This is a genomic window from Amnimonas aquatica (assembly GCF_002943415.1).
Taxonomy (GTDB): domain Bacteria; phylum Pseudomonadota; class Gammaproteobacteria; order Pseudomonadales; family Moraxellaceae; genus Perlucidibaca; species Perlucidibaca aquatica_A.
The window spans coordinates 1-12,136 of the sequence record NZ_PTQZ01000028.1 but is presented as its reverse complement, the minus strand read 5'-3'; the positions used below and the strand labels follow the sequence as shown (position 1 = coordinate 12,136).

12 protein-coding genes are annotated in these 12,136 nt (G+C 69.6%); 7 read left to right on the top strand and 5 right to left on the bottom strand.

Translation table 11 applies throughout. The annotated features are described in order from the left end of the window. Positions 1 to 208 precede the first annotated feature (208 nt). A complete protein-coding gene (locus C5O18_RS02445) occupies positions 209 to 1,105 on the bottom strand; it encodes an NAD(P)H-binding protein (protein ID WP_105191280.1) in 897 nt (298 codons plus the stop codon). Positions 1,106 to 1,191: 86 nt separating this feature from the next. Between C5O18_RS02445 and C5O18_RS02440 the strand changes: the two genes are divergently transcribed. The 3 genes from C5O18_RS02440 (at position 1,192) to C5O18_RS02430 (ending at position 5,148) form a co-directional block, all read left to right on the top strand. Next, positions 1,192 to 2,091: a LysR substrate-binding domain-containing protein gene (locus C5O18_RS02440; RefSeq protein ID WP_105191279.1), complete on the top strand. Its 900-nt coding sequence runs from the start codon at positions 1,192 to 1,194 to the stop codon at positions 2,089 to 2,091. Between the two features lie 62 nt (positions 2,092 to 2,153). Continuing rightward, a complete protein-coding gene (recG, locus tag C5O18_RS02435; protein ID WP_277422136.1) occupies positions 2,154 to 4,235 on the top strand; it encodes an ATP-dependent DNA helicase RecG in 2,082 nt (693 codons plus the stop codon). A gap of 112 nt (positions 4,236 to 4,347) precedes the next feature. Next, complete coding sequence (locus C5O18_RS02430; protein WP_158249242.1) at positions 4,348 to 5,148, top strand: SEL1-like repeat protein; 801 nt, start codon at positions 4,348 to 4,350, stop codon at positions 5,146 to 5,148. Between the two features lie 76 nt (positions 5,149 to 5,224). Here C5O18_RS02430 and C5O18_RS02425 read toward each other — a convergent pair whose 3' ends face one another. Together C5O18_RS02425 and C5O18_RS02420 are read right to left on the bottom strand one after the other, a co-directional pair. Further along, positions 5,225 to 6,379, bottom strand: a complete 1,155-nt coding sequence (locus C5O18_RS02425; RefSeq protein WP_105191276.1) for an FAD-dependent oxidoreductase — start codon at positions 6,377 to 6,379, stop codon at positions 5,225 to 5,227. A gap of 3 nt (positions 6,380 to 6,382) precedes the next feature. Continuing rightward, entirely contained in the window at positions 6,383 to 6,547 is a 165-nt protein-coding gene (locus tag C5O18_RS02420) for a rubredoxin (RefSeq protein ID WP_105191275.1), read from the bottom strand. 236 nt (positions 6,548 to 6,783) lie between these two features. Between C5O18_RS02420 and C5O18_RS02415 the strand changes: the two genes are divergently transcribed. The 4 genes from C5O18_RS02415 to phoR all read left to right on the top strand — a co-directional run bounded on the left by C5O18_RS02415 (position 6,784) and on the right by phoR (position 10,396). After that, positions 6,784 to 7,380 (top strand): chorismate--pyruvate lyase family protein, encoded by a 597-nt coding sequence (locus C5O18_RS02415; protein ID WP_105191274.1) that lies wholly within the window; start codon positions 6,784 to 6,786, stop codon positions 7,378 to 7,380. Then, the gene (gene ubiA / locus C5O18_RS02410; RefSeq protein ID WP_105191273.1) at positions 7,377 to 8,258 is read left to right on the top strand and encodes a 4-hydroxybenzoate octaprenyltransferase; all 882 of its coding nucleotides are present in this window, start codon (positions 7,377 to 7,379) and stop codon (positions 8,256 to 8,258) included. Before C5O18_RS02415 ends, ubiA begins: the two co-directional genes overlap by 4 nt. Before the next feature lie 93 nt (positions 8,259 to 8,351). Continuing rightward, positions 8,352 to 9,080, top strand: a complete 729-nt coding sequence (phoB, locus tag C5O18_RS02405; RefSeq protein ID WP_105191272.1) for a phosphate regulon transcriptional regulator PhoB — start codon at positions 8,352 to 8,354, stop codon at positions 9,078 to 9,080. Next, complete coding sequence (gene phoR / locus C5O18_RS02400) at positions 9,077 to 10,396, top strand: phosphate regulon sensor histidine kinase PhoR (protein ID WP_105191271.1); 1,320 nt, start codon at positions 9,077 to 9,079, stop codon at positions 10,394 to 10,396. Before phoB ends, phoR begins: the two co-directional genes overlap by 4 nt. Before the next feature lie 191 nt (positions 10,397 to 10,587). Here the strand turns inward: phoR and phoU are convergent, their stop codons facing one another. Both phoU and pstB read right to left on the bottom strand, forming a co-directional pair. Next, entirely contained in the window at positions 10,588 to 11,307 is a 720-nt protein-coding gene (gene phoU, locus C5O18_RS02395; RefSeq protein ID WP_105191270.1) for a phosphate signaling complex protein PhoU, read from the bottom strand. Positions 11,308 to 11,353: 46 nt separating this feature from the next. Next, positions 11,354 to 12,136 (bottom strand): phosphate ABC transporter ATP-binding protein PstB (gene pstB, locus C5O18_RS02390; protein ID WP_277422135.1); only part of this gene is annotated, 783 nt, incomplete at its 5' end.

Here is a 12,136-nt window from a genome sequence, read left to right as displayed (position 1 = left end):
CCCCACGCCAGGCAGCGGCCGGCGTCGCCTCCAGGACCGGGAGGCAGGCGCGGCCCGCGGGCGTGCGGGGAAAACGGCCGAATCTAGCGTCGGCGGCACGGCCCCGGACAGGACAAGGACAGGACAAGGACAGTCATCTGACGGTCACAATGACGAACGGCGCGCGGCATCCGACGAGGCGATCGCGGCGGCCGGCAGAGTGGCATGGTCAGGCGCCATGCTCCGCCGCATCACGTGCGGCCAGCACCTGGGCATAGCCGGCGCGGTAATCCGGGTAACGCAGCGCATAGCCGCTGTCGCGCAGGGCGCGGTTGCGGATGCGCCGGCCCTGCGCGGCACCGGCTGCGCGGCGCTCGCCGGGCGGTGCCGGCAGCCCCATGCGGGCCGCCAGCCAGGTCAGCACCTCGTGCTGCGGCGACGGCTCGTCATCGACACCCAGGTAGCAGGGCAGCAGTGGCGCGCCGGCCAGCGCGCATGTGACCAGATGCCGCAGGAAGCCGGCGGCGTCCTCGACATGCAGGCGGTTGCTCCAGCTCGGCGGCTCCACAGGCACCGGGCGGCCGCTCTCGACCAGGCGCAGCAGGCGATGCCGGCCCGGCCCGTAGAGTCCGCCGAAACGCACGATGCTGGCCGGCCACGGCGAGGCCGTCACCAGCGCCTCGGCCTCGCGCAGGGCCACGGCGTTGTCGCTGGCGGCCGTAGCCGGCGTGGTCTCGTCGATCCACTCGCCGGCCTGCTCGCCGTAGACACTGGTGGACGAGACCCAGAACTGCCGGCACAGATGCTGCCCCGCCAGCGCCTGCTGCAGGGCGCGCGTGCCTTCGACGTAGATCTCGCGGTAGCTGCCGGACTGGCCGGGTGCCAGCGCGGTGACCACGACATCGAGCCCCGCCGGCAGCCGCAGCGTCTCCGACCGGGTGACATCCGCCGCCAGCCAGGTCAGGCGGCCAGCGCCCTGCGCCACGCCGGCATGCGCACTGTCCGGCGTGCCGGCATCCTCCGGCACATGACGGCGCAGCGCCCACACCGCATGACCATCCGCCGCCAGCAGCCGCGCCAGCCGGCCACCGACATCCCCCGCGCCAACGATAAGAATTTTTGCCATATCAATAATAATTCGATAGCCTGAAACTAATTCGCCGCCCGCCCCCGTGGCTGCCGGCGCCAGCCAGATTCCGGAGCCGAGCGGTCATGACCTTAACCGAGCTGCGCTATCTCGTCACACTGGCACAGGAGCGCCACTTCGGCCGCGCCGCCGAACGCTGCCATGTCGCCCAGCCGACGCTGTCGGTGGCCATCCGCAAGCTCGAGGATTCGCTCGGCATCATCATCTTCGAACGCCATCGCCACGGCGTGCTGGTAACACCGGCCGGCGAGGCGCTGATCGCGCAGGCGCAGGTGGTGCTGCACGAGGCCGAGGCGCTGGAGCGCATGGCCGACCAGTCGCGCGACGAGTTCGCCGAGCCGCTGCGCCTGGGCGCCATCTTCACCGTCGGGCCTTACCTGTTCCCCGGACTGATCCGCCACCTGAAACAGGAAGACAGTCCGCTCAGGCTGTACCTGGAAGAGAACTACACGCACGTGCTGGCCGAGCGGCTGGCGCACGGCGAGCTCGATGCCATCCTGGTGGCGCTGCCTTTCGATCCGCCCGAGACCCGTGTCACGCCGCTGTTCGACGAGCCGTTCCGGCTGCTGCTGCCGCAGGACCACGACTGGGTCGCACGCAGCGAGGTGCCGGCCGACGCCCTCGGCGACAGCCCGGTGCTCATGCTCGGCGAGGGCCACTGCTTCCGCGACCAGGTGCTGGAGACCTGCAGCGTCGGCAGCGCGCCGTCCGGCACCAGCCCCGGCAGCTCGCTCATGACCCTGCGCCACATGGTCGCGTCGGGGCTGGGCATCACCCTGATCCCGGCCAGCGCCGAGCCCATCCTGGTCAATGACGAGGTCGCCTGCCGGCCGCTGACGCCCAGCCCCGGCCGCCGCATCGTGCTCGCCAGCCGGCACCGCTTCCCGCGCCGCCAGGCCCTGCAGGCACTGACCCGCGCCCTGCAGACCCTGGAACTGCCGGGCACGGTGCCCATGGCGCGATGAGCCGGCCCACCGCGCCTCGGCCCCCGGTCCCCCGGCGCCCGCCGCCCGCCGCCGATGCCGCCTTGCAGGCGCTGCCGGTGCACGCCCTGCGCGGCGTCGGGCCGGCGCTGGCCGAGCGCCTGACCCGGCTCGGCATCGCCAGCGTGCAGGACCTGCTGTTCACGCTGCCGCGCCAGTACGAAGACCGCACCCGGGTCACGCCGTTCGGTGCCCTGCAACCGGGCATGACTGCGCTGGCCGAAGGCGAAGTGAAGCTGGCCGACATTTCCGGCGCGGGGGCCAGCGGCCGCCGCCGCGCCCTGCTGGTACGCCTGCGCGACAACACCGGCGGGCTGACGCTGCGCTTCTACCATTTCCGCCAGAGCCAGAAGGACAGCTACCCGCCCGGCCTGCGCCTGCGCGTGTTCGGCGAAGTCCGCAGCGGGCCGCTGGGCCCGGAGATGATCCACCCCGAAATCGAGCGCCTGGATGACGATCCGGTGCTCGCCACCGCCGACGACAGCCACCTGACACCGGTGTATCCGCTGGTCGAGGGTCTGACCCAGCGCCGCCTGCGCGAGCTGATGGCGCGCGCCCTGCCCCTGCTCGACCGGCCCGACGCGCTGGAGGACCGGCTGCCGGTGGCACACACCGGCGGCTGGTCGCTGGCCGATGCCCTGCGCGTGGTGCACGCGCCACCGGCCGATGCCGACCGCCGCCTGCTCTCCGCCGGCCTGCACCCGGCGCAGCAGCGCCTGGCCTTCGAGGAGCTGGTGGCGCACCAGCTCGGCCTGCTGCGCCGGCGCCAGCGCCAGCTCATGCACGACGCACCGGCGCTGCCTGCCGGCGCCGACACGCTGACGCCCGCCTTCCTGCGCCAGCTGCCGTTCGCGCTCACCGATGCCCAGCAGCATGTGCTGGCCGAGATCCGCCAAGACCTCGGACGCGCGCAGCCCATGCTCCGGCTGGTGCAGGGCGATGTCGGCGCCGGCAAGACCGTGGTCGCCGCACTGGCCGCCTGCCCGGCGCTGGCGGCCGGCTATCAGGTCGCGGTCATGGCCCCGACCGAGATCCTCGCCGAACAGCATCGCGACCGTTTCGCCAGCTGGTTCGCACCGCTGGGCATCGGGGTCGGCTGGATCGCCGGCAAGCTCACCGGCAAGGCGCGCGCGCAGCAGCTGGAGGCACTCGCGGATGGCCGCTGCCAGCTCGTGATCGGCACCCACGCGCTGTTCCAGGATGCCGTGCGCTTTCATCGCCTCGGGCTGGCGATCATCGACGAGCAGCACCGCTTCGGCGTCGAACAGCGGCTGGCGCTGACCCGCAAGGGGCTGGAGAGCGGCTGGCAGCCGCACCAGCTGATCATGACCGCGACGCCGATCCCGCGCACGCTGGCCATGGGCGCCTACGGCGACCTCGACACCTCGGTGATCGACAGCCTGCCGCCCGGCCGCCAGCCGATACAGACCGTGGTGCTGCCGGCCTCGCGCCGCGCCGACCTGATCGCGCGCATCCGCCACCATGTCGCCGGCGGCCAGCAGGTGTACTGGGTGTGCACGCTGATCGAGGATTCCGAGCAGATCGAAGCGCAGGCCGCGCAGACCGCCTGGGAGTCGCTGCGCGAGGCGCTGCCGGAGCTGGACATCGGCCTGGTGCACGGGCAGATGAAGCCCGCCGACAAGGCGGCGGTCATGGCGCGTTTCAGCGCCGGCGACATGGCGGTGCTGGTGGCCACCACGGTGATCGAGGTCGGTGTCGACGTGCCCAACGCCACGCTCATGGTGATCGAGAACCCCGAGCGCCTCGGCCTGTCGCAGCTGCACCAGCTGCGCGGCCGCGTCGGACGCGGACGCCTGGCCAGCTACTGCGTGCTGCTCTACCAGAGCCCGCTGTCGGCGCTGGGCCGCGAGCGCCTGCAGATCCTGCGCGACAGCCAGGACGGCTTCGAGATCGCCGAACGCGACCTGGAACTGCGCGGACCCGGCGAGGTGCTCGGCACCCGCCAGACCGGCGATGTCAGCTTCCGCATCGCCGACCTGCTGCGCGACCAGTCGCTGCTGCCCGCCGCCCGCCGCCTGGCGGAGCAGCTGCACGACGATGCCGGGACCGGCGAATACCTCATGACACGCTGGCTGGCACGCGCCGGCGACTACGCCTGGGCCTGAACCCCGACAACCTGACCATTGTCAGGAAAGCACAGGTCACATACCCTTCAGGGCAGGAACCTTACCGGCCATGACACGGCCATCTCCTGCAACCCTTGATCAGGTACCGCCCATGCAGCCCATGACCATCATGGCGCGACTGCTGACGGCCGGCTGCGTCGCCCTGGCATGCAGTCAGGCTGCGCACGCCTCCCCGCGCGTGACCAACGAGAAGGTGGTCGGATCGCCCCAGCAGATGCGCCAGACCGCCATCGGCGGCTCCGCCGAGGCCCAGTACAACCTCGGCGTCATGTACTACAACGGTGATGGCGTGGTGCGCAACCGCGCCAAGGCCGCCGAATGGTTCGGCCGCGCCGCCAACCAGGGCCTGGCACGCGCGCAATACAACCTGGGCGCGCTCTACGCCGGCGGACTGGGCCTGAAGCAGGACTACAGCGTCGCCAACACCTGGTTCCGGCTGGCCGCCGAACAGAACTATCCGCCGGCCCTGTACGCGCTGGGCATGGCCTACTACGACGGCAAGGGCGTGGCTGTGGACCGCCAGCGCTCGGCGGTGTTCATCGAGCGTGCGGCCGAGCTCGGCTCCGCACTGGCGCAGAACAACATCGGCCTCATGTACGACCAGGGCCTGGGCGTGAAGCAGGACAAGCGCAGGGCGGCGGGCTGGTACGAGAAGGCCTCCGAGGCCGGCGTGGCCGAGGCGCAGTTCAACCTGGCGCAGATGTACCTGACCGGCGACGGCGTGCGCCAGAACAAGCGCAAGGCGGTCACGCTGCTGACCGACGCGGCGAACCAGGGCTACGGCAAGGCATTGCGACGCATGGGCGACCTGCACGCCACCGGCAACGGCGTGCCGAAGGACAACGCCAGGGCGCAGGACTACTACCTGAAGGCCAGCGCGGCCGGCGAATGATGAGGCGCACCGGCCCGAACGGGCCGGTGGCCGTCGTGACCGGATCGCGCGGACCCGGTCACGACTGGAACGGCGGTCAGGCCAGGATCGGCGGCAGCGCGCGCGCCAGCTCGGCCTTCACCTTCATGTCGGTGGCCTGGCTGCCGGTCAGCGCGAAACCGACCAGCTGGCCTTCGGCATTGCGGAACTCGGCGCGGACATTGTTGCCGTCGGCCTCGACCGACCACTCGCCCTTCACGCCCGGCGCCACCGGCGCCACCACCACCGGCGTCACCGGCGTCTTGATCTGCACCGGCATGGCCGGGTAGGCCACCTGGGTCGCCTCGCCGGCCAGGGTCTTGGCCAGCGCGCGGGCGGCGGCCATCAGCGGCAGCACGTACAGCAGCACCTTGCCTTCGACTTCGGCGCAGTCGCCGAGCGCGTAGATGTGCTCGTCGGTGGTGCGCAGGAAGCGATCGGTGACGATGCCGCGCTCGACCGCCAGACCGGCGGCGCGCGCCAGTTCGACGCGCGGACGCAGGCCGATGGCCGACAGCACCAGGTCGGCATCGACCGTGCTGCCGTCCGACAGCGTGGCGCGCACGCCGTCACCGGCCAGGTTGACCGCGGTCACGCCGGCGAAATGGAAATTCACGCCCAGGCTGCGCAGGCCGCTGGCAACGGCTTCGGAAGCGCGCTCCGGCAGCAGCGTGGGCAGCGGACGGCCCATGGGCTCGACCAGCTCGACCTGGTAGCCGCTGGCGGCAAGGTCATTGGCGAACTCGCAGCCGATCAGGCCGCCACCGATGATGAGCACGCGCCGGCCCTGCTCGCCGAGGGCGGCACGGAAACGCGCATAGTCTTCCAGGTCATTGACCGAGAACACCTTGTCATCGCCATCGCCTTCCAGCGGCGGGCGGAACACGGCGGCGCCGATCGCCAGCACGAGATCGCCGTACTCGACCACTTCGCTGCCCACGGTGATGGTGCGCTGCGCACGGTCGATGGCGAACACCTGCACATCGGTGCGGATGGTGGCGTTGAGCTGCGCGGCCATGGCCTCGGCCGTGGCCATGCCGAGGTCGTCGGCGCTCTTGCCCTTGCTCAGTCCGTTGGACAGCATGGGCTTGGAGTAGCTGCGCCCGTCATCCTGGGTGATGAGCCAGAGCGGACGCTCGGCATCCAGCTTGCGGAATTCACGGGCCAGCGTGTAGCCGGCCAGACCGGTGCCCAGAATGATCAGCGGACGCATGCTTCAGATCTCCACCATTTCGAAATCTTCCTTGCCCACGCCGCAGTCGGGGCAGACCCAGTCAGCCGGGATATCATCCCAGAGGGTACCGGCGGGGATGCCGTCCCAGGGCATGCCGACCGCTTCGTCATAGACAAAGCCGCACACGATGCACTGCCACTTCTTCATTGTTCTATACCTCACAGGTTTTGTGCCTAAGCGCGCATACGCTACGCGGGGCTCAGGTCCTTGGCAATCCGGCCTTGCCGACATATCAGACGCCCGGAATGACAGATGTCAGGACCCAAACAGCGCGCAATGTTACATCATCCGCCGGAATGCGGTGCTCGCCATTGCCCGAAATAACCTTTCGGAACGCCGGGTGACTTGCACCCGCCGGCACGGGGCGGCATGCTCGCGCCACCATGTCCGAACACGCCCCCGGCACCACTTCCGCCGCCTCCGCACACTGGCAGCCGCCACGCCTGTGGCTGCCGCCGGCACGGCGCTGGCAGCGCCCGCCGCCCCCGCCCCTGCTGACCTGGCTCGATGAGCCGGCCTCGCTGACCGCGCGCCTGCAGCGCCTGGCCGGCGGCAAGCTGCGGGTGCGGGTCCTGCGCGAGGGCTGGGCGCGGCCGACCGCCGAGGAGCGCCGGCGCCTGCGCCTGACCGCCCGCGAATACGCCTGGGTGCGCGAAGTGCTGCTGATCGGCGACGGCGAGCCCTGGGTGCAGGCCCGCTCCATTCTGCCGCGCCGCAGCCTGACCGGTGCCGGCCGGCGCCTGGCGCGGCTGGGCAACCGCTCGCTGGGCGGCCTGCTGTTCCGCGACCCGGCGCTGCGTCGCGGTGCCATCGACATCGCCGAGCTGCCGCCGCACGACGGCCAGGCGCCGGCCTGGGGGCGGCGTTCGGTGCTGCACCTGCGCGGCCACGCGGTGCTGGTGGCCGAAGCCTTCCTGCCGGCATTATTGCGGGCAGCCGACTCACAGGCCGCCAATCACGCCTCCGGAACCCCGTCATGAGCACCCTCGAACGCCTGCAGCCCTTCATCGCCCTCATGCGCCTGGACCGGCCCATCGGCATCTGGCTGCTGCTGTGGCCGACGCTGTGGGCGGTGTGGATCGCCGGCGACGGGCACCCGTCCTGGCATATCGTGGTCATCTTCACGCTCGGCGTGGTGCTGATGCGCTCGGCCGGCTGCGTCATCAACGACTACGCCGACCGCGACTTCGACGGCCAGGTCTGGCGCACCGCCGACCGTCCGCTGGCCAGCGGACGCCTGCGCCCGCACGAGGCGCTGCAGGTGTTCGCCGTGCTGGTAGCGCTGAGCGCCAGCCTGCTGCTGTTCCTCAACATCGAGACCTTCTGGTGGTCGTTCGGCGCGCTCGGCCTGGCCACGCTGTACCCGTTCATGAAGCGCTGGACCTATCTGCCGCAGGTGGTGCTCGGCGCCGCCTTCTCCTGGGCCATCCCCATGGCCTTCGTGGCCCAGGGCAAGACGCCGGACAGCCTGTGCTGGCTGCTCTACGCCGCCAACCTGGCGTGGACCGTGGCCTATGACACCCAGTACGCCATGGCCGACCGCGACGACGACCTCAAGGCCGGCATCAAGTCCACGGCCATCCTGTTCGGCGAACTGGACCTGTTCATCATCGGCTGCCTGCAGCTGCTCTGCCTCGCCGGCCTCGGCGCGGCCGGCCAGCAGCTGCAGCTGGGCTGGCCCTGGTGGGCCGGGCTGGCCGGCGTCGCCGGCCTGTTCCTGTGGCAGTGGCGGCACTGCCGCGACCGCGAACGCATGCATTGCCTGGAGGCGTTCAAGCACAATCACTGGGTCGGCATGCTGCTGTTCGTCGCCCTGCTGGCTGGCTGGCTGCAGAAAGCCACCCTGCCGCCGACATGAGAAAGTAATATTTCTGTCATGCGTCGCGGTTGTAATGTGCGTGTCATCAGCCAGGCATGAGCCCGGGGCTCCGCCAAGCAACAGGAACCGCCCATGAAGAACGACAAGATCCTGATCGTCGACGATGAAGCCGCGATCCGCGAAATGATCTCCATCGCGCTCGATCTCGCCGGCTACGAATGCCTCGAGGCCGAGGATGCCCTGCAGGCCCATCACCTGGTCGTGGACGAGCGCCCGGCGCTCATCCTGCTCGACTGGATGCTGCCCGGCATGAGCGGCATCGAGCTGGCGCGCCGCCTCAAGCGCGACGAGAACACCAGCGAGATCCCGATCATCATGCTCACCGCGCGCGGCGAAGAGGACAACAAGATCCAGGGCCTCGACGCCGGCGCCGACGACTACATCACCAAGCCGTTCTCGACCCGCGAGCTGGCTTCGCGCATCAAGGCCGTGCTGCGCCGCTCCAGCGCGCTCAGCCAGGAGAAGGCGATCGAGGCCGACGGCCTGCGCCTCGATCCGGTCAGCCACCGCGTGACCGCGAACGAACGCCCGGTGGAAATGGGCCCGACCGAATACCGCCTGCTGGCCTTTTTCATGAGCCACCCCGAGCGCGCCTACACGCGCACGCAGATCCTCGACCAGGTCTGGGGCGGCAACGTCTATGTCGAGGACCGCACCATCGACGTGCACATCCGCCGCCTGCGCAAGGCGCTGGAGTCGTTCGGCTACGACCGCTTCATCCAGACCGTGCGCGGCACCGGCTACCGCTTCTCGACCCAGGTCGAGGCCCTGCCCGCCGACAACCAGGATGCCACGGCTTGAAGCTGCCGATACCGACCCGGGAACTGCGCATCACCCTCTGGACCCTGGCCGGTGCCGGCGTCATCGGTTTCATCGTCGACGCCCTGCCCTGGGCGCTGGCGGCCGGCGCGCTGATCGCGCTGCTGGTGCATCTGCTGGAGCTGGGCAAGCTGGAACAATGGCTGCGTGACACCGATCAGGACGTGCCCGACGCCGGCGGCACCTGGGGCGAGGCCTACCGCAGCATCCACCGCCTGCGCCGCAACGAGCGCCGCACGCGCGACAACCTGCTCAACATCATCGAGCGCGCGCGCGTGTCGGTGGCCGCGCTGGAAGAAGCCGTCGCGTTGATCGACAGCGAAGGCAACCTGGAGTGGTGGAATCCCGCCGCGCAGAAGCTGCTCGGCCTCAACACCCGCGACCTCGGCCAGCCGGTGGCCAACATCATCCGCTCGCCGGCCTTCCTGCGCTATTTCCAGAACGGCCCCTACGACGAGGGCATCAAGCTGCCGTCGCAGCGCCACCCCGGCCGCCACCTGCAGTACGAGATCACCCGCTTCGGCGACAACGACAAGCTCATGATCGTCTACGACATCACCCGGGTTCACAACCTGGAGCAGATGCGCAAGGACTTCGTCGCCAACGTGTCGCACGAGCTGCGCACGCCGCTGACCGTGCTCAGCGGCTACCTGGAAACGCTGCTGGAACAGTCCGACGACACCGCGCCGCGCTGGCAGAAGGCGTTCCGGCGCATGGACGAGCAGACCCAGCGCATGAAGAACCTGGTCAACGACCTGCTCACCCTGTCGCGCCTGGAGAACCAGGGCGCCGAGGCCGCCGCGCCGGACACCGTGCACGTGCCGCGCATGCTGCGCCAGATCCTGCAGGATGCGCAGATCATGGCCGCGCCCAAGCGCCAGCAGGTGACCCTGAATGCCGATGACAGCCTGCTGCTCTGCGGCATCGAGGGCGACCTGCGCTCGGCCTTCTCCAACCTGGTCACCAATGCGGTGAAGTACACGCCGGAAGGCGGCCGCATCGACATCCGCTGGTGGGCCGACGACCACGGCGTGCATTTCGAGGTGCAGGACAACGGCATCGGCATCGACCGCGAACACATCCCCCGCCTGACCGAGCGCTTCTACCGCGTCGACGCCGGCCGCAGCACCGCCACCGGCGGCACCGGCCTCGGCCTGGCCATCGTCAAGCACGTGCTGCTGCTGCATCGCGGCACGCTCGACATCCACTCCCGCGCCGGCCAGGGCTCGCGCTTCCGCTGCAGCTTTCCGCCGGTGCTGCTGCGCCGCGAAACCGCCATCGAGGCCGCCGCCGACTGAAGACGGGCATCACCCGCAGCCGACCGTCGACCGCACCGCCCGAACTGCACCGGCAAGATCACACGCCGCCCCGCACCGCCTGCCAACCTCGCTCCGCCCGTCCCGAGACCCAGGGCCCGGACATGAAAAGGCCCGAGCCGCATCAACCGGTCCCGGGCCAGGCCCGACAATGGCACGCGCGGCCGGCGCGCTCAGATCTGGCTGAGGCGGCGCTCGATCTCGTCGTAGTCGGTGTGGCGGGCCTCGATGCCCTGCACCATGTAGATCAGCTGCTCGGCGATGTTGCGCGCGTGGTCGCCGACGCGCTCCAGCGAGCGCAGCACGTTCATGACGTTGAGGATGCGCGAGATCGAACGCGGATCTTCCATCATGTAGGTGATCAGCGAGCGCATGGCGGCCTCGTACTCGCGGTCGATGTAGCTGTCGGCCTTCATGACCTCGAAGGCGGCCTTGGCATCGAAGCGGGCGAAAGCGTCGAGCACGTCGTGCAGCATCTCGCTGACACGCGCGGAGATGCTGCGCGCCTCGGCGTAGCCGCGCGGCGACTCGCCTTCCTTGTACAGCGCCACGGTGGCGCGGGCGATCTTGAAGGCCTCGTCGCCGATGCGCTCGAGGTCGGTCACCGACTTGCCGATGGCCACCACCAGACGCAGGTCCGACGCCGCCGGGTGACGCAGCGCCATGATGCGCATCAGCTCCTCGTCGACCTCGATCTCCATGCGGTTGATGCGGCTGTCGTTCTTGATCACCGCCTCGGCCAGCTCGACGTTGACGTCGACCAGCGCCTTCATGGCATCCAGCACCTGCTGCTCGACCAGGCCACCCATGGCCAGGAAGTTGGAGCGCACCGCCTCCAGGTCCTGGTTGAACTGCTGGGAAATGTGCTGCGTCAGCTTTTCCTTGTTGTTCATGACATCCTCGCATGCCGCGGCCGGAGCCGCGGTCTGGCTATGGTGATCAGCCGAAACGGCCGGTGATGTAGGCCTCGGTCAGGTCGTGATCCGGATTGGTGAACACCTTCTCGGTATCGTTCACCTCGATCAACTCGCCGAGATGGAAGTACGCCGTGCGGTGCGACACGCGCGCGGCCTGCTGCATGGAGTGCGTGACGATGGCGATCGTGTACTGCGTCGACAGCTCGTTGATCAGCTCCTCGATGCGCGCGGTGGCGATCGGGTCCAGCGCCGAGCAGGGTTCGTCCATGAGGATGACTTCCGGGCTCACCGCGATCGCGCGGGCGATGCAGAGACGCTGCTGCTGGCCGCCGGACAGGCCGGTGCCGGGCTGCTGCAGGCGGTCGCGGACTTCCTCCCAGAGACCGGCCTTGCGCAGGCTGTCCTCGACGATATCGTCGAGGTCATGCCGGCTCTTGGCCAGGCCGTGCAGGCGGGCGCCGTAGGCGACGTTGTCGTAGATCGACTTCGGGAACGGGTTCGGCTTCTGGAACACCATGCCGATGCGCGCGCGCAGCAGCACCACGTCCAGCGACGGATCGTAGATGTCCTCGTCATCGAGGGTGATGCGGCCGGTGACACGGCAGCCCTGGATGGTGTCGTTCATGCGGTTCAGCGAACGCAGGAAGGTCGACTTGCCGCACCCCGACGGGCCGATGAAGGCGATCACCTCGTTCTCGCGGATATCCAGCGAAATGCCCTTGATGGCACGGCTGTCGCCGTAGAAGACCTCGACGTTCTCGGTCACCATCTTCTTCGGCTTCAGCTCGGCGCCGACATGGCGCTG

What these genes read in the sequence shown, in the direction of transcription:
- C5O18_RS02440 (WP_105191279.1), top strand. Translation starts at nt 1,192, where the DNA reads ATGACCTTAACCGAGCTGCGCTATCTCGTCACACTGGCACAGGAGCGC.
- C5O18_RS02420 (WP_105191275.1), bottom strand. Translation starts at nt 6,547, where the DNA reads ATGAAGAAGTGGCAGTGCATCGTGTGCGGCTTTGTCTATGACGAAGCG.
- phoU (WP_105191270.1), bottom strand. Translation starts at nt 11,307, where the DNA reads ATGAACAACAAGGAAAAGCTGACGCAGCACATTTCCCAGCAGTTCAAC.
- ubiA (WP_105191273.1), top strand. Translation starts at nt 7,377, where the DNA reads ATGAGCACCCTCGAACGCCTGCAGCCCTTCATCGCCCTCATGCGCCTG.
- phoB (WP_105191272.1), top strand. Translation starts at nt 8,352, where the DNA reads ATGAAGAACGACAAGATCCTGATCGTCGACGATGAAGCCGCGATCCGC.
- C5O18_RS02425 (WP_105191276.1), bottom strand. Translation starts at nt 6,379, where the DNA reads ATGCGTCCGCTGATCATTCTGGGCACCGGTCTGGCCGGCTACACGCTG.
- C5O18_RS02445 (WP_105191280.1), bottom strand. Translation starts at nt 1,105, where the DNA reads ATGGCAAAAATTCTTATCGTTGGCGCGGGGGATGTCGGTGGCCGGCTG.
- C5O18_RS02430 (WP_158249242.1), top strand. Translation starts at nt 4,348, where the DNA reads ATGCAGCCCATGACCATCATGGCGCGACTGCTGACGGCCGGCTGCGTC.
- C5O18_RS02415 (WP_105191274.1), top strand. Translation starts at nt 6,784, where the DNA reads ATGTCCGAACACGCCCCCGGCACCACTTCCGCCGCCTCCGCACACTGG.